Raw genomic sequence first — 25,809 nt, forward strand, 5'->3', positions numbered from 1 at the left:
GTCTATTACTCAGTACTAATTCTTGGATCCGTTGAAATACTTAAGAACTGACAGGGACGGTGTGCGAGATACAGCGCGTGAGTTCAGCGGATCAGCTTCCGTGGCTCTGAAACAGAACGAATACGCGGGCGATCAGTCACCCTGCTCCGGGAGCGGGCCCATGAACTTGGAACCATATTTTCCGCCGGTGCCGAACAGGGACTGGAGCATCTCTTCGGTCGGTCCGACAGGCGCGGGCAGTAACCGGTCGCTTGGGTGCCGCGACCCCATGTTCACAGCGTACCTCGATCACCTCGCGGACGACGAGCGCATGGCGGAGGTGGCTCGACGCTCGCGGCGGACCTGAACATGAACGTCCCGGACGACCCGCAGAAGGCCGACGTGATTCGGCTGCTCCTACGACTCGGACTCCGCGCCGGCGACAGCGAGGAGTACGAGCGACTTGTTGACGCGGGGGGAGAGCAGGCGAAGCGGTCGATGTAGACCCGGGTGGTGGTGAAGCCTTTTGTGCGACCACGTGCGAATCGAAGTATGAGCGGTTCTGGCCTGCTGGACACAGTTTTAGCCAGTCAGCAGCGGGTTCAAGAAGCAGAGGTCGAGCGGGACGATGCCTTTCTCACATGGGTCCGCCGGTTAAATACCGAGTCGGAGGTCCTACTCAAGCGAATTAAGGCGTTGGACTTCTCCGAGGGTGAAGACCGCGATGCGTTCTACGAACTGATTGGGAAGATGCGCGAACGATTCAAAGAACTTCGAGAGCGCGACGAAATCGGTGAGGTGCCGATAGACGTTGTGATGAAATTCGACGATCTACTCGAAGAGCTTGAGGGGACGTCTCAGCCAGCAGTTGTGGCTGTCACTACTCTCGGTTCGAAGACTCCGGCCCAGCGGGAGCGGGACAAGCGTCGGAGGAAAGAACGCGAGGAGAAACACGAGAGGATAGCAAACGAGAGGGCCAAAGCAATCACCGATGCCCTCAGTGACGTATACGACGCGCTCCCGGACGACAAGTAGCCGCTTCGAACGTTACTATTGTATAGTAACGAACGCTTGCCGCTGATCGCTGGTTGTCCCCCCGGACCGATTTACGCCGTACGGACGCGCCTACAACTACACACCGGCACGACCGGCACAACCCCCTATGAGCGACCACGATACACTACAGAGAGGCGAACAGTCAGCCGACACCGGACACCTCACTTCCGCTGAGACTGACGCCCTCGACGCCGGCGAGCGACTCAGAACCTATTTTATTCTCTTTGTGCCATCCTGTCAATACTTTACTTCTCAACCCTTGTCTGCTGTGTCATTTGTTCTATTGGCGTTACAGTTGAGTTTAGTGATACGCAAGTGGTCAGACTACCATGATACCTACTATGTCTCCTGAGATTTATTTGATAAGAGTGTAACATACGCATATGGTCTCATGGCCGGAAGAGTCGGCCTCGTTCCGCAATCTGGTGACGGGTCGTGCGGGAGCGGCGTTCGTACTATGTGCCGTGGCATCCGCAGTCGCATTGAGCGCCACACTCCGCGGGGTCGTCAAACCGGAGGGGACTACCTCCCTGGTAATGGTCGGTGGTTTGATTCTCGCCATCCCGTTCGCGTATGTTCTACCGCGTGATTTGCTGGTGTGGGTTGTCACGAGACCCGCAATCGTAGGGTTAACAGTCATTTTTATCGCCGGATCCACTGCTGGCTTAGCAGGTTATTCAGGAACGGCCTACTTGGAAGAGTCTACATTGGGGCTCTTCGGGATTGGTGGTGGTGCTCTGTTGTTCACCGCGATCCCGGCGGCCGTGGCAGTCGCGGCGGTCATGGCTGTCCACGGGGCTGGAGGTCGATCATCAGGACCGGACGGCTTCCCAGAGGAATAATGCTTATCTCGATGTTTCTGGAAAGAGAGAGGTTTAACACCCGATATTATACTTTCACCAGTACCCCGGTACCAATTTGTACTTGCCAATCATCATTTGACCACGACAATGGGGTTGTTTGACAAGTTTGTAGAAAGTATCGTGGCGGTGATCGCGGGGCTGTTGGGGTTCGGATTCCTCGTCGCTGGAGGCCAACAGGCTGCGTATGATGGCGGAATCGGCGGGACAATTATGGTCGTCATCGGGATCGTGCTACTCGTCTTTGCGGCAAAAGCGGGGTAGAGAATAGAACAGGCGTCGACGGCTACCGCTCGTTCACGCGGTTGTCCGTCTGCGAGAACGCCTCAGTCGCCATGTCAGCCCGCTCGGCTGCCTCAATGTGCTGGTACGCCTCGCGAACCTGTTCCTCGCTGTTGTCGAGGTACCGCGCCGCAGCGGCGTAGCCGAACTGCCGGACGAGGACCTCCCCGACACCCCGGCGTCCGCCGTGGAGTTCGAGGTAGTCGCCGTCGAGCGAGAGGTCCAGCTCGTCGCGACGCTCGGCGAGCTCGTCGTGCGTCCAGAGTCGCTCCATGATCGACCGGGCGCCGTCGGTGGTGAGCGGCTTCGGCGCGTCGAGGTCGTGTTCGGCGGCGACGATCAGGTCGGGCGCCCCGACCCGGACGCTCTCGATCGCGTCGTCGTCGAGACCGGCATCACCCAGTCCGTCGGAGACGTGTGAGGCGAGCGACGGCCGGTGGAGCGTCGTGAACACCGGCCACGAGTCCGGGACGTCCAGCACCTCGGCGTACCGGCGCAGCGGGCCGATAACAGGCTCGGGGAGTGACGCCTCCTTCCACTCGCGACTCTTCCGAAACACGGTGACGCTGCTGTCCGCGAACGACACGTCACGCCAGCGGATGCCGTTGCGGCCCTCACGGTCCTCCTTCGGCGCCGAAAGGAACTCCGACCCGCGCAGGCCGGTGTAGGCGACGACGTACACGAGCGCCTGTTCGCGACAGCGCTGGTACGCCTCGAACCGCGCTTTCTGTTTGGCCTGCCACGTCTCGCTCTCCGGGTCGCCCCGGTCGGCGTGCGAAACCTCGATCGCGCCGAGAGCGTCGAACGCCTCTGAGACTCGCCGGTCGACGAACTGCGTGATCAGGTCGCGGTGGATCGGCTCCCACGCCTGTTGGTCGCCTGGACGTCGGCCGTCGTTCTCGGGGAGCGGGTCTTCGGCGTCCGACTCCCGGGCGTAGTGGCGCGGGATGTATCCCTGTGCGTGCGCCCACCCGCACCACGAGGCCACGTGCGCGTAGTAGGTGAGGACGGTCCCGGCGGCGTACCCGGCGGTCGAGAGATACCGCGCGTAGTCCGAGAACACCGTCGTGTCGAGGTCAGCGAACCGGACGGTGTCGCCGTCGACGACGCCCGCCCACGACTCCGGCGGTGACGCGTTCGCCGAGTCGGCGGTCTCGCCGAGACACCAGCGCCGGAATCGCTGGAGCTCGCGTTCGGCGTCCGTCCGGTACGCGCCTTGCTCGCCGGCGTCGCCTTTGCCCTTGTCGGTGAGGTACTTCGTGAACGTATCGTCAATCGCGGTCTCGACGGAGCGGCGGCCCGTCATTGGGCCTCCGTAGTGTGGGGGTTGTGCCGTCGGAACGCCCCTCCAGCAGCGCCGATCGGGCTGGAGCGCGCGTCGATAGAAGCGTCGGCCATGATTCTGATTCTGCCTCGTTTGGGGCCACGGGTGGGGGTCACTAAGAGTTTACTCTGTCTTACTCAACTAAGACAAAGTATGTTATTTTGGGCGCTATTTGGTTTTGTGAGAGTTTGTCCGGTGGTATCGGGTGCGAGAGTCATTCTTAGCGGCATAGGCTCTTAGTAAATTGTATATCGCTATATAAACTTTCTGCGCCGGTTCAAATTGCCACCCGACCCCCCTTTTGTTCCCGTGGGAACGGCCCGCCTTCTGGCAAATTCCAGTGGTAATTATCACTTCCACACCGGTCTACCTACGCTTAAGCCACCGGCGGCCGTTGTTTCATCTGGATGTCCATTGAACACACTACATCCCAAACCGAAGCGGAGGCGGGCGATTAATGGCGGTTCGGAAGTCCAAGATCCCAGACACATGGGCCAAGCGAAGGACAGCAGCAAATCAGAACTCAAAGACTGCCCGAGCGAGGATCAAGGGTGACCTGAATCGCGATCGGTCAGCTCTTGTTCAGCACACCGACATCAACGCGTTCACGATCTACACGCAGGGATCCTACAAGAACTACACCAACACGAGAGGGTCGAGCGACCTCGATCTGATTGTACAACTCCGATCCCCTTGGAGGCGGGACCTCAGCGATCTCACCGCCGAGCAGCGGGACCGGTACCACGATGAAAACTCCCCGGCTGATTACGGCTACGACGATGGCTTTCGTGATAGCGTCGTACAAGCCCTGCGGCAGTTCTATCGCGAGAACCGACTGAAGGACCCCATCGATAATTCTGGAAAGGCAATCGAGATATCGGGTCGTCACAACCCGCTTCCCATCGACGTTGACGTGGTCGCCGCCCAGGAGTACCGCATCTACCATTCCTACCCCGAGAATGGAGACCCCGAATACACAGAGGGGATGATATTCAAGCCTCTCATGAGTGACGAGTGGTGGGTCAACTTCCCGAAGGTACACTACGAGAACGGGAACGCGAAACACGACAACTTCCGCGAGACTGTGCGGATATTCAAAAACGCGAGAGGCCACTACAACGATAACCACTGGCTCACTCTCGACACGCCCTCCTACTACATCGAGTGCCTGATTTACAATGTCCCCGACCACGTGCTAAAAACGTCTGATCTCACCGATCGGTTCGACAGCGTACTCTCCTGGTTTGAACGGGACAGCACGGACATCACTGGCTTCGATCAGGTGTCAGAGATGGAGGCCCTGTTCGGAGATGAGAACACGCAGTGGAACACTGACGACGCTGAGGAGTACATCGAGAAGATGCGGTCGATGTTCGACGACCTCTAATGCGCGGGACCCACGGGTTCTCGACCGACCGGCTGCGCCGGCGCCGTGTCACCCTTTTTGCGATCGGTGCGGCGGGTGTTCTGATAGCTAATAATCTCGGCCCATCAGTCGCCCTATTCACGGGGTACGAGATATTCACCAACGTGACGATTTCGTTCGTACTGGCGTCAACAGCAGTATATTTCCTTGTTGCGAGAGGACTGTGGAACGTCTGGCCGATTTCGGTGGCAATAGGATCACCACCAGATCTCAGCGGCGAGTGGACCGGCCACCTCTACACAGACACGGACGAGTACGACGACGAAGACGTGGCTGCCGTCAACGAGCTCGGACACGGCCTCGTGAAGATGGAGGCAACTCTGCGAATCAAGCAGTCGTGGGACCAGATTCTCGTCGAGCTGGTCGGCCCGAACTCGAATTCAAATAGCACGGGTGCGACCATCCTAACCGGCAACGGACCAACCACACTAACCTATAATTACAACAATCAGGGTACCGACTTCCATGACGAGTTGGACCAACACGTTGGGACGACCACTGTTGAGTACGACCCTGAATCTGAAACACTCGAAGGGACGTACTACACGGGGCCAAATCGAGAGAATCACGGCCGTCTTGAGGTCGAACGCACTTCCTGACGGCTAAACTGATTCACCGACCCGAATCATTTACACTTTCACCGATTGTCTATGGCTCACCTGGTTTAAACAACTCTCCGCGCGGTAGCCATTTCCCGAGTGCTGGATTCGTGTGCCATCCCGCGGTGGGTCGTGTCGCTGTCGGAGTCCTCTTCGGCAACGCTGGCACTCTGAGGGGGTTTGGTTACTTGGAGAATGATTCCGTTACCGGTGGTCCTGAGCTGGTTCGGCATCTACTCAATCACCTCCGGTAGAGCCATAATCAAACAGTTCTGGTTCCGCATCCTTCGGCTGGTATAGAGGGTGGTTAGGGTGTCCTTCCTTCGTCCTATTCAATGCGTAGAGGTCGGTATCAAGCATTTCGACGACCTCGGGACCCCGATTGTACAACGCCCCATCCGTGCCCCACGCAACGACAGTCATGTCCACTTCCTCGCAGATCGAACGGAGGTGTTCATCGTTTTTGGGACCAATTGGGTTGTCGTATTCGCGAAGCTGCGACCGATCAGTCGCTCGGTACGCGAACAGGTTTCCTACAAGTATTGATCCGTATCCCCAGTCTTTCGCGTAGCCGAGGCAGCGCCGGATCGTGTTGTCGTCTTCGGATTCATCGGCCGTACTCGGGTTGAGCATAATGAAGCCGAGCGTTGGATTATCTCGGTCCCACGTTCGACTGAGGCGGTATCGATACACTCGGTCAGGACTCAGCACAGCGTCACTGTCCATAGTCCACCTCCTGAATCGTCGCGATCGTTCCGAGTGTCGGGTACTCCCACCGGATCAGTTCGTCGTCCTCAACGTGTGGACCACAGCGTGAAGTATCGGCTGTGAAGATATTGTGGAATAGCATTCTATTTTAAAATAGTATTCTATTCAGACAATTCTGAAGAAGCAGATTCGCGGGCCTGTTCGAACCGTTCGGCCACTTCATCCACGAGATCCTCCTCCACGACAGTTCGTAGGAGGGCATCGGTCATCTCACGAACGACGATTTTCTGGTAGCCCTGCTGGTTGAGCTCCCGCTCCAATTCGTATTTCAGCCAAGAATCGAAGTCCTCAATCGTAGCCTCACGGGCGTAGAAGGGCCGCTGTTTGGCAGCCTCATAGCTGAACGCAGTGTCGGTTATCGGGTCCCGCGGCTCGACCGAGTCCCGAGCAGAGGTCTCCTCGGTCGTCTCCGATTCAGATGCGTCATCCGTATCCTGTGGGTCGTCATCCGGTTCATCCTCGAGCGTCTCCCCAAGGTCGGCGAACGGATCGTCCTCACTCATGACGGACCACCTCGCCGGCCTCGACGATGTGCGCCAACTCGTCGAAACACGTCAACTGGTCACAGGCTGGATCGTAGTCCAGCAGGGGTTTGCGTTCGCCGTAGGCCTTCGTGATGCTGGTTCGGTCCCGGATGCCCGGTGAGGGTTTGAGATCGCCGGCGTCGACAGCCTCCCAGTCCGTGATCCGCGCGAAATTTGGGATGCGATCCTGAAGGCTATCGTGCGAGTTGAGACGTTCGAGGAGCTGGCGATCCTGAGTTTGTTGATCGATACGGCCGCTCAACATGTTCGGAACCAGCGACAGGACGTCAACGTCCATATGCTGCCGAAGCGGAGAGATCTGTCGCTCGATGGTTCGCTCCAAGCCGGCCATCGCCTCGTTTCCAGGCGCGAGCGGAAGCACGAGATTCGCCGTCGCGACAAGCGCGTTGTCCGTGAGTCGGGACCGGTACGCCGGCGAATCCGTGACAATATAGTCGTACGTGTCTCCGAGGAGTGGGTCGACGACTTCCCGCTTGAGCAGCGCAGAGGGTTGGAACACGTCGCCCACGACGATCTCTCGCTCGACCTGCTCGAGATCCTCGCTGGAGGGGAGGATGTCGAACTCGTAGCCGGTATCATAGACGACAGAGGTCGGGTCAGCATCGTCGAAGAAGACATCACCAATGGTTTCCTCTGTGTTGTGGTATTCGTCGTCATAGCCTAATCCGACGGATGCGTGACCGTTCGGGTCAAGATCAATGAGGAGAACATCGTGATCTTGAGCAGCCAGCTGTCGGGCGAGGTTGACTGCGATCGTTGATTTGCCAACACCCCCCTTCAGCATACAAACCGACACAGCGCGAGAATTCCCGCCGGTCTGTGCCGAGCTATATGGGCCATTTGGGCTATTTGTGCTATCTATACTATTCTTGCTATCTGAGCCATTCATACTATTCAACAGTATCATCCCCTCACGACTTAACTCTGTGGTGAATAGTTTGAATAGCGTTCTATTCCTCTCGATAGAGCTATTTTAGAATAGTATTCGATTCCTGAATAGAATAGATAGAAGAGGGGATCTTAGGCCCAGGAAATGAGTTCTAACATTGACCGTGGCTGGAGATGCTAACGGATGTCCTAGTCCGTGCCGAACAGTACCGCGTGGACTTGTTGGCTACCCACGTACTCTGCCGACTCGTCGAACTACTGTCAGGCGTCTCGATCAGTTATCGATGCCCGGGCGTGTGGTATGACTTACACGGCTCCACCTTGGCTGTGTTCTCGTGTAGGTCTATTTATTTATACTAGTACGGGTTTACACGGCTTTACGAGAATCACTACCTTTTGACTCTATTGGCAGTAGAGTTGTTACCTCATAACAACTTGTCTGAATAACACGATCACAATCAGAATGATTGGAATACTCTCACATAGCAGAGCAAGAAGAGGTTTCCATGAAGAATTCAGTCGTTGGAGGAAGTAGCAGAAGGAGGAAATATGTGTCGCATGAATAATAAATAAAACCATACAGTTAACACAGCTGTTATAATCACACGGCCTTTTTATCTAAATAATATTAGTTTCCAATTATCATGGTTGGTGAATTTGAAAAATATATTGAAAATGAAGTCGTCATCCTGACCCGGATTGACGTAAATGAGCCGAAAGTAGCAAGTTTGAGAGTGCGGCGGTCAAATGGTACTACTCATCAATTTCGGTTATCAGATAACGAACCACTGAACATATGTTGGGCAGTCGGTGAAGAATATGAATTAAAAGATGTCGAGCTGCGGTCTAGATCGGATGGGGGGCATTTTTTAGCTGAGACTGACAATACATCGGTTAGAAGAGTCTCAAACGATGCCTTTGACTTCTTGGTAGTAGGTGATACCCATTTTGGATATAGAAATCGAACAACCAATGTTGATTCTCGGTATATAAATGGATATGAATTTAATGTTTTAGATCTATTAGTTGAACTATCTGATAAGTGGAATATTGATGGCATATTACACACTGGAGACTTGTTCGACCACAGAGTGGATAAATACGGATACAATAATGTTAAAGAGAAATTTGATCAACTTGGTGATATGGATGTTGAGGTATTGTTTGTAACTGGAAATCATGATAATAAAGTAGAGAGTAGAATTTCATCAATTTCTTCTCTTCCCAATATAAACAGACTTGATCAGACTGCTAACTGGGGGTCTATGGGTGGGTTCAATATTCTAGGACTGAATTCCAGTTCCTTCAATAATATATCCGATTTTGATTGGACAAAGTTCGAACAAAAGTATAAAGGACCGAACGTGCTCATCGCACACCCAAAGAGCATAGATATGGAGCTATCGACATTTGATCAGCTAATAAAAGATACTAATGAGGAATGGTTTATTTTTCTTGGACATCATCACGAAGAAGGAGAAATTGATGAGAAAAATCTAAAAATAATTTTTACTGGATTTCCAAGTAAACTAGATGATACAGGTTCTGTATGGAGAATGAGAGGAGGAAATGGGCACTGTAGAATCGTCCGTCACCGGCTCGGTAAGTGGAACAAATTATACTAATTCGTATTATAAAATCGGGCTGATAACCAGATCGGGCTTACTTGGGACAGTCACTTGTAGTGATTTGTGCTATCTACTTGTTATCCTATGCGTCCGATATCTATCAGTTTTCTACGGATATAGATCACTACTCAGTCGTCCATTTCAAATAGTCCTCTTCTCAATTGCCGTTTCTCTCCCTCTGTATGCTGGTCGTAGTGTTCTTCGATAACATCGGTAGATACGTCGATCCGGTCGGACACCAGTTCCTTCGAGTGACCCTTGTTGAGCCACGCGGTAATAGCGCCGCGACGGAACGAGTGAGGCTTCACGGAGTCGGGACAGTCGGAAGCGTTCAATTTCTTCGTAGCCTCGCACGTCTCCATCTCACGCTCTTCAACAAGACAGATAGCTTGTTCACTTGACTGGAATACCCTTATTCCGCTTCGGAAGAGTAGATCGCAACAGAGATAGTTTTATGAGTTCAGATGATTCCGGATATACAAGTCAGAAGCGAGAGAAAACTAACAGCAGGCTCCGTAGCAGAAGGGGCATCGATGAGTAGGAGGAGTCTGTCTGGGACGATTCATGAAATTCCGTTTCAAGGCGGGTCGCTTGTGCCGTATCTCGTTGACCTGTATGAGCGATTGCAGGAGGACTATGATACGAAGGATATTCTCGTCCTCAAACGGCTTCCGACTGGTATCGCAGATCTCACCCAGTCACTCGGTGATGAGTTGGATCTGATCGGTGTCCCAAACGTCCAGTCGGTCGCATTTCATGCTCGAAACTTGCTCGCCCGCGAGACATCGCTGGACATTATTTCATATGAAGAGCGTATCGAGTTTCTCGCGCTGGTCATTGACCAGCACGACTGGGATCATGAGTATTTCGAGGGACCATCCGAGTTGGATTCTTTCGGTCGAGATGTGGGGCAAATCCTAATGGATGCCACCTGGCAAGGTGGTTTCGACATTGACGGAACGGGGGAATACGATGATTTCCTGACCGAGTTAGCGTCTATCAACGAACGCTTCCATGATCGGCTCGACGAGCGCGGGCAAACCGAGCGGGCGAGAGTGCTCCAGAACGCGTTGGAGACGATTGAGGATCCAGATGTCTTGGCAGAGGCGCAACGCGAGTATGACGCCATCATTGTAGCTGAATTCGAGGAATTCAATTCGATTGAACGCACCTACTTGAGCTACCTAGCTGAATCTGCAGAGCTCGTGTGTCTCGCAGAATCGGATTCGAGTATCGAGCGCGTGTGGAGCGAACCCGGTGAAAGCACAGCTGAGAGTAGCGGTCTCGAGAGTCCTACAGAACCCCTTACAACAGAGAGGGATCTAAACCAGGCACATTCAAAAATCGCTGAGCACCTTGCCACTGGAAAAGAGATAGCTACCGACGATGAGTCTCTCGCCGACGATACGTATTTGATTCAGGAGCTAACGTTCGAGGAACAGCTCCAGACGGTCGCAAATGAAATCGAGTATCTCCGGCATAAGCATGATCTCCGGTACGACGAAATCGGCGTCTTGCTAAAGGATGCAAATGGACCGATACCGGAAGCGCGCCATGCTCTACAACATTCTGGGATCCCTGTTGCATCCGCGACAGTGCTTGGCCTTGATCAGGACCCCTCCGTTCGAGAGCTACACGGGCTTGCGACATATATTCATGAGCAGTCGGACACGGCACAGACGCTACTGACGACTCGACTCGACATCGAACCCGATACACTGGATGCTATTGTCGAAGACGTCCGCTCAAACCAGAGCTTAGTCGGGCAACTCGAAGCGTGGATCCGGCTTACCCAACTCAAAGACCGAATCGCGAAGACCGAAGAAGAGGCGAAGGCAAAAAATCAGTTTTCGCATGTGGAGATGTTACTCGAGGTGGCCGAGTTCGTCGATGACGCTGATTATTTGGATGCGACTTGGCCCCGGTTCAACTCGATTCTTGAACGGACGGTGACGGATTACCAGACCTCGAGTCACTCGGATGATCTTGATGTCGAAGAGGGAGGCGTGTTGGTGGACACAGTCAACGTATTGAAAAACGATCAGCGGAAGGCCGTCTTCCTCCTCAACGTCGTTGAAGGAGAATACCCAGAAGGGCTCGCACTGACCCCACTGTTCCCGACCGCCTGGCTGCGAAAGATGACTGGCTTCCCGAATGTGACGGATGTCTCTCCGGAGACGGTTACAGACACGTTCCGACCAGCAGAGATGGAAGCAGTGTCGCCACTCAACGAATACTACCGGCAATTGGACAGACGGAAACTTGCAATCGGGGCCCGATCTGCACAGGACCACCTCTATTTCTGCACCTATGAAGCGGACAGCGATACCCTTGACCGTACATACCAGCCGTCTCGGTATCTTCGGCAGATCACTGACACCCTACAGATCCCGCAGATTGGCGAGGGTGAATACGAACGTGACGTCTACACGACTGGAAACGTGTCGCGAATTATCCTCGAACAGCCATGGGAGCAACTCGAAGCTGTCCGCGCTGCTGCATCAATTGGTGATCAAGATGTTGCGCTTGAAGATGCAGAGCAGCTCTTTGGCGCAATACAGAGCCTTATCGAATCAGCTGAGATCGACCCGCGGTTTTCTGATGCGGTTTATCGCCAGATAGAGATGGCTCGTGGGGAGGTTGGTGACCAATGAGTGCTGAAATGCTGGATTTCGATCAGATTGAGACATACCTTGCGTGTCCACAGAAGTGGGAGTATACACATGCGCTCGAAATCCGACCCGAAGAGAATACACAAAGTTTCAATCGGCGTGGAAAGCTTCTGCGAATAGCGTTACTGACCACATTCAATTCGGTTGAGGGAAGCAGTGAGGCGGCAGCACAGATGGCGATAAACTTTGTCGACCGACAGTGGGATCGGTTTACCGACGACGGGCTCTACCTGTCTGACCGGCAGGAAGAATTCGATAAGTCAGTCACAAAGCGAGCTCTGCAGACATACCTTGAGAACTATTGGGACGATCACCTGTCATCGGCCGTCGAACATGGCACAGCAACTGGGATCCAGGTGGCCGGGAGAACAGTAAAAACGGGGGTTGACTTGCTTAGTAGGCAGAATAACGGTCACTTCGTTGTCTATGACTATGTTCCAACGCTTCGTGGCATTACGTTCTCTCACCCACAAGAGAACAAAGCAGACCAATACCTTACGCAAGAGGAGTATAGCGGTGGATATATCTCATCGATACTTCGGGCTGAGTTGGCGATTAGGGGGGTAAGTGAGGACCAAGACGTCGATACTAATGATGTGAGCTATGTCGTTGTTGGGCTTCATGAGTCAGTGACGACGACTGACGGCAGTGGTATCGATGGCGTCGCTGTGGAGCCAGAACTGCGAGATCTTACAGAGTGGCATTCTGAATACAGTGAGTCGAATCACGAATTACTGGAAGCAACTGTGAGTAACATTACCCAAGCGGATACGACGATCCCGGAGTCATGGAGGTCTGGCCTACTCCAATCAACCTGTCGGTACTGTGAATACAAAGACATGTGTAAACCACGCTTCAATTGGGGGGTCGAGTTCTAATGTCGGAGCCAGAGTCGGATACAGACGATATCGATCCAAAGGGGAATCAGCCAGCGGTTATCGAGTCGGACGAATCCCAAATCCGCGTAAATGCCGGGGCTGGGACCGGTAAAACCTCCACCATGGTCTGGAAGATCGAACGCCAGATCAAAGAGCAAGGGGCGAACCCAGAACGGATCCTCGCACTGACGTTTGCGAACAAGGCGGCAACGAACGTCGAAACACGAGTGGCTGAAGAGCTGGACTCAACGCTTGGCTACAATATCTCTTCATACACCTATCACTCGTTTTGTCATCAGCTTCTCAACGAGTACGCATACTACACAGACCACCCACCGGATTTCGAGCTGATTACTGAGAGCACAAGTGCGACGCTCATACAGGAGATAGTACAAAAGATCGACTTCGACCTTATCGAACCGATGACGCCAGGAAGTGACGGCACTCGAGATAACATCCTCGAAGATACACTCGATTTTATCGGCGAGATCAAACGCTCGGGCCATTCTCCTGATGATGTCGAATCGGTGCTTCCAGCCCAGTCTGACGTGATGCGAGCACACCGGGCTGTCCAAGAGATCCAACACACTAGTGAGACACTCTGGGATCTGGATACACTCTTTGCCGATGGTGGTAGTGCAGGCCCCCGGATGAAACAATGGTTGATCGATCTTCGTAAAGAGCTACGGGCGATTATAGATGAATTCGATGGAGAATCCGAATTTTTGACTGAGATTGCAGACTATCTCTGGGAGTTCGAGGAGACAGTCGAGTATGTTCAGGAGCATCTCCGCCGAGACGGTCTGTCTGGGTCAAACGCAACGCTCGCTGCGTCACTTTTTACTGGTCATCCGAATTCGAATCGGTTCCAGGTAATCGATCAGAACCCGTTCATTCGACTCCAGGAATACGTCGATCTGTACCGGAAGGCCCACGACTTCACTGAAGCCTACCGCATCTATGAACAGTCCCTCGAAGAGCGGAACGCACTCGATTATGATGGGCTGATCCAGAGCGCTGCAGAGCTCCTCAACGACGATACCGTCGGCGATGAGATCCGAGCCGAATGGGACTACGTCTACTGTGACGAGTTTCAGGACACCCACCATGCAGAGCTCGACGTTGTTGACGCCCTTGGGCAAGATTCGGATGTGCTCGTGATCGGAGACACTGATCAGGCGATCTATGAGTGGCGAGGGACGAGCCCGGGGAATCTGGAAGATCTAACCGATATCTTCCCAGACATCACGTCGATAGATCTGAACCTTAATTTCCGCTCGTATCAGGGTATTCTGGACTTCACAGCGAATCTCGGTCACACTGATGAACTGACGGCCCATCGTGGGCGAGGTGAGAATGAAGTTGTGAAGGTCGATGGCTACCCTGATCGGGAGGCTCAAGCTGAACAAGTCGCCTCGACCGTCTCCCATCTATTACAAGGCCGGTTCGATGAGATCGACCAGTACGAGAAAGATGAAATCGCAGTCATTGTCCGGAAGAACAGCCATGCTCGGACTGTCGCCGAACAGCTCGACGCTGAGAGTATCCCATTCTCGGTCTCCACAAATTCAGATGGTGAGCAGTCCCCTGGTGTGGAGACTGTCCTCTCCTACTTCCGACTCTTAGTTGATCACCACGACGACACGAATCTCTATCGAGTGCTCCTACATCTCTATGGCCTGCCAGAGTCCGATCTCCGGCTGCTGAGTCAGGAGGACGATGGGCTCTATGACTCACTGGTTGATGCTGATCCGAGCGATTTTGCTGCATCAGAGCGGGTAGAGCGGGCAATTTCAGACATTACCTATCTGCAGAAAGCTCGGAAAACCAGTTCGCTGAGTGGGTTTTATGAGAAGTTCCTTGACCGAACCAAGATCCAGTGGTATCTCACAGAAGATGAGCGGCAAGATCTAGCCCAACTTGAGAACAAAATCGAAGGTTACGACGACAAGGGGATTCAGTCGATGCTGACGAGTGACTTCGTTGACCACCTCGACCTACAGGAGACGATCTCTCGTGAGACGATTGAGGGTCGTATCGAATCAGCCGAAAAAGTCGATGACAAAGTAAATCTGATGACGGTCCACGGGGCCAAGGGGCTCGATTTCGAGGTTGTGTTGATTCCTTACCTCTCGGATGATGAGTGGCCGAGCGTTCCAGGGAATCACGCTGAGATAAACTTCTGTTACGATGTCCTTCAAAAGAAGATGGACGGCAATAATGAAGACTGGCTGACTACAGATCTCGCGGACCTCCATGAAGAATGGCGGACGCTCCACGTTGCGATCACCCGAGCGAAAGAACACCTGTTCTTCTACGGAAACAGTGGTGAACCCGATGACAATCAAGTGGCGGCTGGTGAGATCGATCAGTACCTCGGAAACGGGATTGAATGGAGCGTTAGCGGCGCAAAAATGAACCTCTGGAGTGCGCTGACGAGCAGTTTCGAGCAACTCAAAGATGAGCACCCACAGTCCGCGATCGACCTAACAGACGTCGTCAACGACCGCACTATTGAGACGAAAGAGAATATCACGTACTGGGGGAACGTGGTCGATCCCGGGGAAGCAGAATCCCAACTGCTGGATTTTGCCGGGCAGCTCCGTGCTGGCGAACTTGATCCAGTGGATCCGACGGACTTCGACCTTCGAGCGAACCCAGGCAGTGTCGACATAGAGCAGAAAATCGCGCGTGAGCACAGCCACTCCTCGCTCGAGACGTTCAAATCCTGTCCTCGCCGCCATTATCTTGACCATGTTGTGTATGCGTTCGATGATTCAGGGCTAGTAGATACTTCAGGTGACGCGGAGTCATCGGATCCGCAGATCGATTATGCAGCGGTTGGGACACTGTTCCACGACGTCGCTGAAGAGGCATATTGGCACAACTATACCGCGAAAGATGAGTGGATCAGCGCCGTTGACAGACTCGGAACCCGCCGGGGGCTCTCGGATCGCGAACGGGTCCGTGCCAAAGACGGGGTCAACCGATTCTTCACTACTCCTGTGCCCGGGTGGACACAACATGCAGCAGAGTGGCCGTTTGTTCTTGAAGGGTATCTCGAGGATATCGGCGGTGTTGTGAAGGGGTATATTGACGGGATCTATCGGAATCCGGCTGGTGAGTTGGTGGTCCTAGATTACAAGAACACCAAAGAAAGAAAAGACGTTACAGAAAGCTACCAGTTGTTGCTCTACTTAGAGGCACTCAACGAGCGGCTTTCCGATGAGGAAGCCACACAGGCCGGCTATGTGTACGTCGGGGAGGCTGGTCCGGAAGTTGACCTATACGATTATGAGGAGCTGCTTGAGTTCCGTGATGACCTCCACGCTGACCTTCGTGCGGCAGATGTCAGCTCCTATGGAGACCCGGACAGTGGCCTCATTTGTGCGGAGTGTCTGCATCACTCGCTTGGGTGTGCCGACCCAGGATGGGACCGACGGCCCGAAGCGAATCAGTAGAAGCCCACAACACACAATCTCATAAATCGCTATTTGACTACCGAAATTGTATCGCTACCATCTGTTAGAGGAATCCGTTGATTTCTTCGTTATCAAACGGCCCGCCGAACAAGACGGAGCGGCTTAGATTGTTGTTTGAATTGGCACAGGTGATGTTCGAGAGGAAGAGGCAGTCCTCGCATGCACAGTTATGATCAGTTCGGCAGATGGTGTCATAGGTACAGAACTCCGCCTCTTCGATCTGTGCCATGACATCCAGAAATCGCTCTTCAAACAGAGTAAAAATAGATCCAAGACTGTAGTCCGTATCTGCTCGTTTATAGATCACTGTCGAGAGTGTCCTTGGGAGCAGATGCTCGACCAAACTCTCACGTCCGTATCCCGAGAGTGCCCCAATCGCGTCAATAACTGCATGCGAGTAGGTATGCAACAGCGTGTACACCGCACGTGATACGGGATCAGTTTCTGGATCGATGGTGCCGAACCGACCAGGATCCGTTACTTGCGAGAGGAACCATCTATCGAGATCATCAATCGCCAACTCGCCGGTGAAGTTCTCGCTGACCCACTCACGCACTGCTGTCTTATCGAGTGACAACACGACGGCTTCGGCATCATTTGTTCGAGCGAAGATCTGCCCCTCAGCCCACTCACCACTACGGAACAGATTCAGGGCCGGCGGAACCGCATCATCGTCCGGCGTTTCATCGCCGCCGAATCCGCCGGTGGGCTCCGGCGATAACCGCGTATATCCATACGTCACGGTGGTGATTGGGAAATTCTTCACCAATCTGACTTGCGAGAGATTGCGCCGATCACGTTCGGTGATGTACTCATCAATCTGATCACTTTCGAGGTGCGTGTCGATAGCCCCTGACTGGAGCTCCTCAAACGTGTAGGAGTAGATATAGTCTGCTTCGTCGTACGAATCATTCGTGATCGAGAGGTACTCAAAGAGCTCCTCGCTCAGTTTAACCTGTTCCTGTTCGTCGAAGACGTCCCGTAAGAAGGCAGCTGTCTCGTCGCGATGTTCGGTGATATCGACTTCAAGACGCTCCTTTGCCATTTTACGAGCTTCTTCGTTTGATTCTGCTTCTCCTTGTTGGAGCAGATCCATCGCAAGATCCATCACTGTGTCGGGGTCGGGTTCACCCAGTTCAGAATCATCGAGCAGGTAATCGCTCACGATCTCAACCTGAAACCGGTCGTTAGTATGGAGTGTGTCGAGATCCTGCCGAACGTTCACCAGCGTTTGGGTCTGAGGGTAGAAGGTCGTCGACGCTGAATGGGGGAGTGTCCGGAGATCGTTCCGATCACAGGTAGCGTTGAGGCATTTTCCGCCGTGGAAATCCTTCGTGTAGTCACACCCGGGATTCGTGCAGCGCCAGTACGAATCCGAGAGCTTGACGCCGCTCTCTCGGAATTCCATGCCTGTACCACAGTGATCCGGGACAAGGATGTCCTGAATCTGGCCACAGGAACAGACGGCGGCGAACCGCATTTGATGATGATCGTGGAGGGCGTCGCCACAGCGCTCGCAGTTGATCGTATTTCCAGTGCCAGTAAAATCTTTAACATCATTATAGTGGAACTGATTTGCAGTTCCGCAGTTTCCACAGGCGAATACTCTCGGGAACACCTCGAAGTTCGCACTCCCTGGTTGAATGATGTCAATCGCCGTTTCGTTGAAATCCATCTGTTCCCAGTTGTCCCATTTGCTGGCGTGGCGCTTGACCCGGCGGAAGATATACTGGCTGGGAAGATTGGGCGTGATTGGCTGCCCGCGGTCGTCATAGTCCTGATTGACGTATCCGATGAGCCCACTGAGATTCGTTTCAGAGTGATTGAACGTCGCCCCTGGGAGAAAGTCATACAGGAACTTCGACTTCTTGCGCTCCATCGTCATTATTGCTCACCCTCCGTGAGACGCTGGATGAACTCTTGATTGTTGTACTGCGGTGTGATTTCGCCTTGTTCACCGATATCTCGGAGGTTCTGCATTGGCTCGTTCCCTTGTGGGAATTCTGGGTAGTGCATTTCGCCGAGTTTGTTTTTCCAATATCGCCAGACGTCCCGAACACGAGCTTCAACTTGGTCCTCGAAATACCGATTCACGTCCTCACCGCGGTCTAACCCATACGCTGCTTTGAGATCCGCGATGAATGTTTCCTCGGTGATCTCGGGATACTGGTCTTCTGTCATAAGCTTGTAGAGGTGTGATGCTTTCTGGACGTTGGCGCGCTCCGTGTCGCCATCCTCGCTGATCTCATACTTGCGGTACATTTCTGGCCGGTATCTCTGTAAGAGAATGCTGCTGAAAATTCCAGTAAATGTCCGGTCAATTCCGAACTTCGCCCATCGATCGATCGGCACTGGCTCGACAGTTCGATCCAGATACTGGTGCATCTTTTCGAAGTACCGGAACCGGTGTTTGTCTCGCTCCTTGATCGGGTCGAAGACGTCCAAAACGAATCCAGGTGTGTCAGCTTGCCGGCCGACACGGCTACTGGATTGGATGTACTGGAACGTCTTTCGTGGATACCCGAAGAATAGCATGAGGTTGAATCGGTCGACGTCAATACCGTGGCCGATAAAACTCGTCGAGGGCACGGTATCGATACGCTCCTCGAAAGGAATGTCACCGGGGTCCTCGAGCTGTTCGAGGAATTCTGGATCTTCCGTGTCAGCAGTCAACTGTCGCTCGATAAGGGGATCTTCATATCCGTCTCGCTTGAGCTTTGGATTGACGTATTTCGCGATATTCTCCCGGTAGCGGTCTTTTCGGGTTTTGTTATTGAAGTAGACGAGCGATGTTTCATAGAGATCCAGAAGGTCTGCTTTCTCAGTCGGAGTGAGGGTGGTGACGCCGATTGCCTCTGCTAACTCAGCTGGCGGCATAGCGCGAAGATCGCGAATCACCTCATGCATGTCTGCAACGATATCGAGGACGGCGTAGAGATGCGACCGGTTCGACGGCATGAGCCCGAGATACTCCCGCTCGACCGTCTCTGTCAGGTGCCCATAGAAGGTTTCTCCCTGCACTGGCCCATCGTTCGGAAACCGAACTGCATCCCGTTGGAATAGATTGCGAATTTGGCGTTCATACTCGGAGATGGTCGCTGTCGATGTCACGATTTTCGGTGTCTTTCCATGGATCTGCTCACAGAGAGACAGATACGTCGTTTCATAGTGGGATGCGAAGGTCCCCAGCTCCTCGTTTAGCAAGTGTACCTCGTCGATCAGATGTAGTGTCGGGACTGGATCGTAGAACTCTGTAGATGTATCTTCAATCCGATCTTCACAGTCGAATAGATCCTTCTCCGAACAGGTTCCTGAATAGCCGTAACCGTGTACGGGACAATATGTGGTGGTGTTGCCGAGGAGATTTGCAAATCGGGGCTGCATTCCCATAACGGAGATCTTGTCTAGGGACCCAAGCAGTATCGAGGGAATGTATCGGTAGATGTCTCGGTCGACGACGTAGAGTGGGATTTGCCCGATACAGTCGTCCCCGGAACAGTGGTGGAAGACACTGTTTTTCTCTACATCATATTCGACAGTGATCTCGCTATCACAGAGCGGGCACTCATCGAGTACCTTGCATTCTCGTTCGAGTTTCTCCTGACTCTGCTGGAACGCTTCTCTGAGGGTATCCCTGGCTGTCCCGATGGCGTTCGGTGTATCCTGTCCACCGACATAGAATCCGAGCGAGAATTCAGCACCGGTCCCATCAAACCAGGCCGGATCTCGGCGAATTTGTTCAGCGTAGAGCAGACTTTCGATGAAGCGATCTTTCTGTTGACGGCTCAGCAGCCGGAGCGGGAATCGAATCCAGGCGGTGACACCCTCGTTTTTCCCACGAAGCCGGTCATAGAACAGATTGAATAAGATGAGCCCGAGGTAGGCTTCGGTCTTTCCCCCACCTGTTGGGAACCACAAGACATCTGCCATCTCGTCATATTCTGTCTCTGCCCAGTCGTGCTCACGTTGAACGACTCCTGAGAGATTGCAGGTGACGAACACGAGCTGGAAGAGCCGCCAACCAGGGAACTCATGCTGATTTGAATTCACCTGATTCATCGCCTGGAAGGCCTTGAGAGACCGTTCATCCCGACTGAGAATCTCGATCCCATGCTTAAACCGATCAATTTCAGCATGGAATGTCTCGGCCGCAGCATCAAGCTCCTCAGCTTCTTCAGGTGTCAGATCCAGATCATCAATAATCTCAGACCGTCTCGTTGTCGTCCAGTCCTCGTAGTACGCCTCCATCCCCTCCGCAATTGCTTCGAGCGTCGGGATCGCTGCACTCCCCGTTAGATCGTCGAAGTCCGTCTCGTAGCTGTCGTTGAATTCAAATTCGTAGACTGGCTCGGTCGGCACAGCCGTTGTCGACACTGTTGTCGGTGGTGATCCGACACCCGTTTCGATCGAACAGTTCCGTCCTTTGCCCCATACCTGCTGATCGTATCTGTAGTCTTCCGGAACGAGATCGAACGTATAGGGTTCGAGTTCACCTTCGACCTCGATCTGTGGATTAAAGACGAACGGATCGTCGGTCGTTTCGTTGCCTGCAATTGGCCGATTAATGATTTCGACAGTAAGCTGGCCATCGGATTCTCTCGAGACGAGACCAATGTTCCATTGGTAGTGATCGGTATCGACGGTCGGAACATCCTCGGTAAGCTCTGAGAACTCCTCGGGCCCGATATCGAGAAGTTCAGGTGGGGAGAGACCGAGTTGCTCACCAACTTCCGGGGTTGGAGTTACGAGGTAGGATTGTGTCTGATCAGCGAACGCCTCGCGAACAGCATCACGCAGGCGTACTTCAACATCCTCAATCTCGCTGGGGAGGGAAAGCAACTCACCCGTATACTCGAATGATACAGAGAACTTCCGGTAGAATTCCTCGGCGATTGAATAGAGCGAGTCAGCCGAGACAGCATCACGGTCTACTGACTCGATTTCGACATCTTCGCGCTCAGCGACTTCGAGTTTTGCTGCTCTGAGTCCCTGCTCACGGAGCGACTTGAACTCCTCGTAGGTAGGGAAGCTTGGATAGTAAAGGTCGAACGTGATCCTGAGTGTCCCCGTCGTTCCGGGTGTTGGTTTGCAATCTAATCCGTGAGAGACCGGCTTGGTCTTTGCCTCGAAATCCTCCTCAGAGTCTCGTCCATATTCCGGGGCAATATTCGAGACGTAGAACTTGTCCTCAGGGCGTTCGCCGACACAGTACGCAGTATTTCGTCCGCTCGCACGGTCGAGCGTCTGCGTCAGCAGGAATTGTCCGAGTTGTTGTGCTTTACTCGACATCGATTACGTCCTCTACGATTTTTTCCATGGTGTCTGCTTCGATATCTGCATCACTGTCGGCAACCTCATCTGGTAACGAACTATCCGTTGCAATTCCAGCTTCGACAGACCGCTTGGCTTCCTTCCCGATTTGTCGATGGAGGGTGCGGATTTCTCTAAGCGCTGAAATCGTCGGGTCAGCAAGCGAGGTTGCGCTCGGATCCAAGATTTCCAGTACAAGTCGAACATTTTCAGGGTCTCGGGGACCAAGTGTCCGGCCGGATCGCCAGCTTGCAATCGTGTCTGGAGTACTGATATCCGACCCTTTTGACTGCATCTCGCGGAGGAGCCCTTCTACGGTGTACTCGTCGTCGAGTCCCTCCTTGAGAACAGTCCGCCATCGGTCAATGGTTGATTCACACCCACGGACGCGCTCTCGATCATGGGCAGATTCAATAAAGACGTCATAGAGGTCGCCACTGGAGTCGTCCATCAGCAACACCTCGTCACCTGGCTCTAGCTCGGCGACTGGAACCCGAACGATCCCCCCTTCAGAAGTAACCGTGACGCGGCTAAGCGAAGATTGGGTCCTCGATGTTCCATCGGTAAACACTATCTTCAGTGTATTGTCTGTGTGGACTTGCCCAGTTTCGCCTGATGCCTCCCCAGTTGTCCCCGACTGAGTGCTGGCACTCTCCCCACTGAACTCCGCCTCAAGTACCTCATCCAGAAGTTCGTTTGCGTTCTTGTAATCGGGGGCTTCGTAGTTTTTTTCGCCGATACTGGCAACCGCTGATGCGTCCCTTGGGGAAGCCTCCTCAACGACTTCCTGTAGTTCCTCGTCGGCGTCTTGTGGACTCCTCTGAGCTGCCTGTGGGCTACCGGGCGTGGGGCTTCCTGCCCCTGCCCGCGCAGTGTTCTGCTCTGGCGGTTCTTTGGGCTCGTTATAATCTGTTACCTCAATCGTTGTATCGGTCTCTGCGAGTTCGCGTTCAAGCCGACGTTCGACATGATCAGCCCACATCTCGAACTGGAGAAACTCCATCGACCGTGAAGCTGGGAACGAATAGGTGTGAGATGACTGCCCCAATGGGCGTGTTATCACCGTCGGTTTGTCAGGGTCTGGGACGAGATCTGCGATCGGCATAATCTCAGTAGTATCGGGCATCGTTCCCCCCTCTGCCGCAAGGGCGTTGATGATCGCTTTCGTCTCATATTCGTTCCGGACAACGAATCGCGCTAAAGTGCCGGCCTCCTCTGCGTCGCTAATTCGTTCGAACAATGCCTCTTGCAGCGGGTGCTTCGTATTGAGTAGCTGTTGAAGATAGCTAGCTGCTTGACAGTAGTTGATAAGCAAATCAGCGGTCATCCCATCCAGGTTTTGAGCCTTCCCCCGGAGGTTTGCAATGAGATCACCCACCGATTGGTGGTGGTAGTTGTCTTTGACCGCGTCTTCCCAATGTTGGGGGCGTACCGGTAGCTCAGTCAGGAGGTTGAACAGCCAGCCAACCTCAACTGCGAGTCCGGGCACGTGACGGAGATCTTGTTTCATGTTCGCTAAGTCAGTCACGACAGATCGCATTTTCGGGTAGTGGACTCGCTGGAGAGCGACACGACGCTCACCCGAGGAGAGGATTTGTGCGTATTTCGAGGCGACGGATGCGTCCGTATTCTCGTTTACACGTGCGGTCGAGAGCAAAGTGTTGTCTAACTCGATGTGCCACGTGTTCGAGAGTATCGACTCAAACGCTGGTTGGGTCTCATTCACATAATAGACCACGGGAATAGAGAGTCCCTTCACATACGACTTGAGTTCCTCAAGCCGTCGACGAGGGTCACGCCACTCTTTTTTCCGAAGGTCGACGACTAGGACACCAAGATCGCTCGGGCAGTTATCCAATTCAATCCCGTGTTTCGCGGTAAACAGGCTTGCCGAGCCAGAAACGCTGCTCACTTTATCGATCGACGTGCGGTCGAGGAGTGGTGGAGTCTTGCCGATTCCATTGCGGCGGACTTCGTCAAATAACGTCACATACCCTCGCGACAAGGATGGTAGCAGACAGAGAGACTTCCCTTGCCCGACGATCCCGTTCCTTGGAAAGCTTGGATTTTGTACTCGAAGATATCCTAGGCAGACACCGAGTAGTACCTCATTACCCGGTAGTGGATTGACAATCGTGACGTTCTTGCCGCGGCTGATCGAAGTAAGGGCTTCCTCAATAACGGCTAGCTCGACATCACCCATGTTGAGGGGACCATCTTTTGTTCGCAGACCGTCCTGGAACCAGCGAGCGAGTTCCGGCCGGTCCTCGCATCGCGTGGCAGTCTCTGCCAATGTCTGCATCAACGTGCTACGTACAGTCGTACCATTGATAAGCATTTATCATTTCACGATATCTGATATCTAATCAGGGCGCCGGCTCACCCTCTACAGTCGAGTTATTATTATGAACTTTACGCTATCTATTTACGCCGTGGATAAAATAGTTGGACAATGACCAATATCTGGATTACGTCAATGAGCACCCACCCTGAGTCGGTACTCAACCCGTTAATCGGAGCCTGTGAAGACGGGTTCGTTCCAAATTCCGTTGAGTTGTTGTCCAACCCGAGTGTTTCAGAGTATGAATCCATGATTTCGTCGCTAATGGAAGATGTGATGACTGCCTATGGCAACCACAACGGCGACGTGGCTGTTCGCCAACTGAGCAGTGAATTAGAATTTGCCGAAATTGTGGCGCACTTCCTCGATCCAATCGAGGAGGCCGGCAGGAACGACACCGTCGCCGTCGATATTACCCCTGGTCGGAAGTTTATGTCTGCGATCGCGTTCCAGACCGGAATGAGCCATGGCGCTGATCACGTCTACTATAATCACCTCGATTCAGACGAGTACTTCGGAAAGATATACTCCGTGATTCCTCGGACTGCAACGACTCTCATCGACTTTGCGGAGCTCCTGGACTCATGAATATCTCAAGACAGCATCTGATGACGGTAATCAACGGGCTGTATGATCTTGGTGAGCATTCATTTGCTGTTCAACACCCAGGTGACGACGTTGGCACGCTGTTTCGTGTTCAACTCGACCGGGAAAACCCAGTAGCGACGGTGAGCTTTACTGACACCATCGAAGCGCTTAACGAGCGAAAATCCGAAATACAAATTCAGTATGGGGACCGCCCCGCGGACGATCTTCCAGACACACAAACGGTAATCCGCGCGCTCACGAGCGCGGGAGTCCTCGAGTTTGCGAATCAGCAGACAGTTGAGCAGTACATCGACCGACATTGCTACCCAGCTGTCGAAGCCGGTGAAGACCCCATTATGGTCGGGATTGACACCAATCTGTTCCCCTGGGAGTTTCCCCACCAGATGGGACTAGACCACGTCACTGGATCAAAAAATAGTGCAGGCCGGCAGCCTACTAACGGCTACGTGCTGTCGAATGGGGTTGTTGACGAACTTCATTGGCAGTACACCCACTTCGACACTGACGAATTGGTAGACGCCTTTGGGTCGGAGTTCGAAACACTCGCTGATCAACCTGCCGGCGCAAAGCGAGAGGGACGGCTGGGAATTCAAGTTTATCAACAGCTAATTGGTTCACGAAACGTCGACCTGATTGATAGTGAACCGGGTGACTCGAACATCATTGAGGGGTATGCTGAATATACAGCGTCGAGTCGAAAGGAACCCTTGCTCCTCAGTAACGACCACGGCTTCGTTGACGAAGCCCACGACCACTCCCTTCTTGCGCAGCGTCTGGCATTCAAGCAGGAGGTTCCCCCCAGAACCACGGTAAGTTGGTTTGAGTTAGTCGAAACTCTATACTACCTTACAATCCTCTTCGGTGTACTCAAACTGCCGAAAGTAACGCTCTATGGTGTGTGGGAGGGCAAGCAGGATAATAATTGGCAGGCTGAGGAGGTGAACATTGACTGCCGGGGCTCGAACTCGAATATACAGACCATTCTGGCACGCCATCGACGGATTGCCGATCAATATGATGCCGCGGTCCAGTCAGGCGATAATTTTGGCAATGTCGATAGCTGAGATCCATATGGATCAACGAGCTGTGGAATCGTCCCATATCTCACAAGGCGCAGAATTTTGTCGTTAGACGTGATTCACCCGGGTAGCAGCGTCTCTAT

Annotated in this window: 18 protein-coding genes; 11 read left to right on the forward strand and 7 right to left on the reverse strand. The window is 53.3% G+C overall.

Annotation, left to right across the window (positions count from 1 at the left end; translation table 11 throughout):
* Nucleotides 1-255: 255 nt before the first annotated feature.
* The 3 genes from NO930_RS14195 to NO930_RS13790 all read left to right on the forward strand — a co-directional run bounded on the left by NO930_RS14195 (nt 256) and on the right by NO930_RS13790 (nt 2,159).
* Nucleotides 256-483: a DUF8115 family protein gene (locus NO930_RS14195; protein ID WP_486608244.1), complete on the forward strand. Its 228-nt coding sequence runs from the start codon at nt 256-258 to the stop codon at nt 481-483.
* 48 nt (nt 484-531) lie between these two features.
* Nucleotides 532-1,014 carry a hypothetical protein gene (locus tag NO930_RS13785; RefSeq protein WP_256403871.1) on the forward strand — a complete coding sequence of 161 codons (483 nt, stop codon included), beginning with the start codon at nt 532-534 and terminating at the stop codon, nt 1,012-1,014.
* A gap of 971 nt (nt 1,015-1,985) precedes the next feature.
* Nucleotides 1,986-2,159 carry a hypothetical protein gene (locus tag NO930_RS13790; protein WP_256403872.1) on the forward strand — a complete coding sequence of 58 codons (174 nt, stop codon included), beginning with the start codon at nt 1,986-1,988 and terminating at the stop codon, nt 2,157-2,159.
* Between the two features lie 22 nt (nt 2,160-2,181).
* On the opposite strand, the gene NO930_RS13795 is transcribed toward NO930_RS13790, so the two are convergent.
* Nucleotides 2,182-3,483 (reverse strand): site-specific recombinase, encoded by a 1,302-nt coding sequence (locus tag NO930_RS13795; protein WP_256403873.1) that lies wholly within the window; start codon nt 3,481-3,483, stop codon nt 2,182-2,184.
* A 475-nt stretch (nt 3,484-3,958) separates the two neighbouring features.
* Here NO930_RS13795 and NO930_RS13800 point away from each other — a divergent pair, with 475 nt between their 5' ends.
* A complete protein-coding gene (locus NO930_RS13800; protein WP_256403874.1) occupies nt 3,959-4,888 on the forward strand; it encodes a nucleotidyltransferase-like protein in 930 nt (309 codons plus the stop codon).
* A complete protein-coding gene (locus NO930_RS13805; RefSeq protein WP_256403875.1) occupies nt 4,888-5,526 on the forward strand; it encodes a Cap15 family cyclic dinucleotide receptor domain-containing protein in 639 nt (212 codons plus the stop codon). The genes NO930_RS13800 and NO930_RS13805 overlap by 1 nt, the downstream gene beginning before the upstream one ends.
* Nucleotides 5,527-5,763: 237 nt before the next feature.
* Here the strand turns inward: NO930_RS13805 and NO930_RS13810 are convergent, their stop codons facing one another.
* The 3 genes from NO930_RS13810 to NO930_RS13820 all read right to left on the reverse strand — a co-directional run bounded on the left by NO930_RS13810 (nt 5,764) and on the right by NO930_RS13820 (nt 7,728).
* A complete protein-coding gene (locus tag NO930_RS13810; RefSeq protein ID WP_026046138.1) occupies nt 5,764-6,252 on the reverse strand; it encodes a DUF1643 domain-containing protein in 489 nt (162 codons plus the stop codon).
* 143 nt (nt 6,253-6,395) lie between these two features.
* A complete protein-coding gene (locus NO930_RS13815; protein ID WP_017342144.1) occupies nt 6,396-6,797 on the reverse strand; it encodes a DUF7970 domain-containing protein in 402 nt (133 codons plus the stop codon).
* A complete protein-coding gene (locus NO930_RS13820) occupies nt 6,790-7,728 on the reverse strand; it encodes an AAA family ATPase (RefSeq protein WP_082224220.1) in 939 nt (312 codons plus the stop codon). Before NO930_RS13820 ends, NO930_RS13815 begins: the two co-directional genes overlap by 8 nt.
* Before the next feature lie 643 nt (nt 7,729-8,371).
* Between NO930_RS13820 and NO930_RS13825 the strand changes: the two genes are divergently transcribed.
* The 4 genes from NO930_RS13825 (at nt 8,372) to NO930_RS13840 (ending at nt 16,366) form a co-directional block, all read left to right on the forward strand.
* A complete protein-coding gene (locus NO930_RS13825; RefSeq protein WP_256403876.1) occupies nt 8,372-9,352 on the forward strand; it encodes a metallophosphoesterase family protein in 981 nt (326 codons plus the stop codon).
* Nucleotides 9,353-9,819: 467 nt separating this feature from the next.
* Nucleotides 9,820-12,009, forward strand: coding sequence for a PD-(D/E)XK nuclease family protein (locus NO930_RS13830; RefSeq protein WP_256403877.1), 2,190 nt, complete (start codon nt 9,820-9,822; stop codon nt 12,007-12,009).
* Nucleotides 12,006-12,905 (forward strand): PD-(D/E)XK nuclease family protein, encoded by a 900-nt coding sequence (locus NO930_RS13835; RefSeq protein ID WP_095638059.1) that lies wholly within the window; start codon nt 12,006-12,008, stop codon nt 12,903-12,905. Before NO930_RS13830 ends, NO930_RS13835 begins: the two co-directional genes overlap by 4 nt.
* Nucleotides 12,905-16,366: an ATP-dependent helicase gene (locus NO930_RS13840; RefSeq protein ID WP_256403878.1), complete on the forward strand. Its 3,462-nt coding sequence runs from the start codon at nt 12,905-12,907 to the stop codon at nt 16,364-16,366. Before NO930_RS13835 ends, NO930_RS13840 begins: the two co-directional genes overlap by 1 nt.
* 64 nt (nt 16,367-16,430) lie before the next feature.
* Here NO930_RS13840 and NO930_RS13845 read toward each other — a convergent pair whose 3' ends face one another.
* From NO930_RS13845 to NO930_RS13855, 3 genes are read right to left on the reverse strand one after another with little or no spacing between them, the layout of a single operon-like run.
* Nucleotides 16,431-18,272, reverse strand: coding sequence for a hypothetical protein (locus tag NO930_RS13845; protein ID WP_095638061.1), 1,842 nt, complete (start codon nt 18,270-18,272; stop codon nt 16,431-16,433).
* Nucleotides 18,272-21,676: a DEAD/DEAH box helicase family protein gene (locus NO930_RS13850; protein ID WP_256403879.1), complete on the reverse strand. Its 3,405-nt coding sequence runs from the start codon at nt 21,674-21,676 to the stop codon at nt 18,272-18,274. The genes NO930_RS13845 and NO930_RS13850 overlap by 1 nt, the downstream gene beginning before the upstream one ends.
* Complete coding sequence (locus NO930_RS13855; protein ID WP_233139230.1) at nt 21,666-23,999, reverse strand: DrmE family protein; 2,334 nt, start codon at nt 23,997-23,999, stop codon at nt 21,666-21,668. Before NO930_RS13855 ends, NO930_RS13850 begins: the two co-directional genes overlap by 11 nt.
* A gap of 150 nt (nt 24,000-24,149) precedes the next feature.
* On the opposite strand from NO930_RS13855, the gene NO930_RS13860 reads away from it, so the two are divergent.
* Both NO930_RS13860 and NO930_RS13865 read left to right on the forward strand, forming a co-directional pair.
* Nucleotides 24,150-24,626 (forward strand): hypothetical protein, encoded by a 477-nt coding sequence (locus NO930_RS13860; RefSeq protein WP_095638062.1) that lies wholly within the window; start codon nt 24,150-24,152, stop codon nt 24,624-24,626.
* 20 nt (nt 24,627-24,646) lie between these two features.
* The gene (locus NO930_RS13865; RefSeq protein WP_256403880.1) at nt 24,647-25,711 is read left to right on the forward strand and encodes a hypothetical protein; all 1,065 of its coding nucleotides are present in this window, start codon (nt 24,647-24,649) and stop codon (nt 25,709-25,711) included.
* The last annotated feature ends 98 nt before the right edge of the window (nt 25,712-25,809 follow it).

This window comes from Halorubrum salinum, assembly GCF_024494575.1.
GTDB classification, from domain to species: Archaea; Halobacteriota; Halobacteria; order Halobacteriales; family Haloferacaceae; genus Halorubrum; species Halorubrum salinum.

Excerpts from the sequence above, each read along its gene's own strand:
- NO930_RS13860 (WP_095638062.1), top strand. The coding sequence starts at position 24,150 with ATGACCAATATCTGGATTACGTCAATGAGCACCCACCCTGAGTCGGTA.
- NO930_RS13855 (WP_233139230.1), bottom strand. The coding sequence starts at position 23,999 with ATGCAGACATTGGCAGAGACTGCCACGCGATGCGAGGACCGGCCGGAA.
- NO930_RS13850 (WP_256403879.1), bottom strand. The coding sequence starts at position 21,676 with ATGTCGAGTAAAGCACAACAACTCGGACAATTCCTGCTGACGCAGACG.
- NO930_RS13805 (WP_256403875.1), top strand. The coding sequence starts at position 4,888 with ATGCGCGGGACCCACGGGTTCTCGACCGACCGGCTGCGCCGGCGCCGT.
- NO930_RS13830 (WP_256403877.1), top strand. The coding sequence starts at position 9,820 with ATGATTCCGGATATACAAGTCAGAAGCGAGAGAAAACTAACAGCAGGC.
- NO930_RS13845 (WP_095638061.1), bottom strand. The coding sequence starts at position 18,272 with ATGACGATGGAGCGCAAGAAGTCGAAGTTCCTGTATGACTTTCTCCCA.
- NO930_RS13820 (WP_082224220.1), bottom strand. The coding sequence starts at position 7,728 with ATGAATGGCTCAGATAGCAAGAATAGTATAGATAGCACAAATAGCCCA.
- NO930_RS13865 (WP_256403880.1), top strand. The coding sequence starts at position 24,647 with ATGACGGTAATCAACGGGCTGTATGATCTTGGTGAGCATTCATTTGCT.
- NO930_RS13835 (WP_095638059.1), top strand. The coding sequence starts at position 12,006 with ATGAGTGCTGAAATGCTGGATTTCGATCAGATTGAGACATACCTTGCG.
- NO930_RS13785 (WP_256403871.1), top strand. The coding sequence starts at position 532 with ATGAGCGGTTCTGGCCTGCTGGACACAGTTTTAGCCAGTCAGCAGCGG.
- NO930_RS13795 (WP_256403873.1), bottom strand. The coding sequence starts at position 3,483 with ATGACGGGCCGCCGCTCCGTCGAGACCGCGATTGACGATACGTTCACG.
- NO930_RS13800 (WP_256403874.1), top strand. The coding sequence starts at position 3,959 with ATGGCGGTTCGGAAGTCCAAGATCCCAGACACATGGGCCAAGCGAAGG.
- NO930_RS13815 (WP_017342144.1), bottom strand. The coding sequence starts at position 6,797 with ATGAGTGAGGACGATCCGTTCGCCGACCTTGGGGAGACGCTCGAGGAT.
- NO930_RS13840 (WP_256403878.1), top strand. The coding sequence starts at position 12,905 with ATGTCGGAGCCAGAGTCGGATACAGACGATATCGATCCAAAGGGGAAT.
- NO930_RS13790 (WP_256403872.1), top strand. The coding sequence starts at position 1,986 with ATGGGGTTGTTTGACAAGTTTGTAGAAAGTATCGTGGCGGTGATCGCG.
- NO930_RS13825 (WP_256403876.1), top strand. The coding sequence starts at position 8,372 with ATGGTTGGTGAATTTGAAAAATATATTGAAAATGAAGTCGTCATCCTG.
- NO930_RS13810 (WP_026046138.1), bottom strand. The coding sequence starts at position 6,252 with ATGGACAGTGACGCTGTGCTGAGTCCTGACCGAGTGTATCGATACCGC.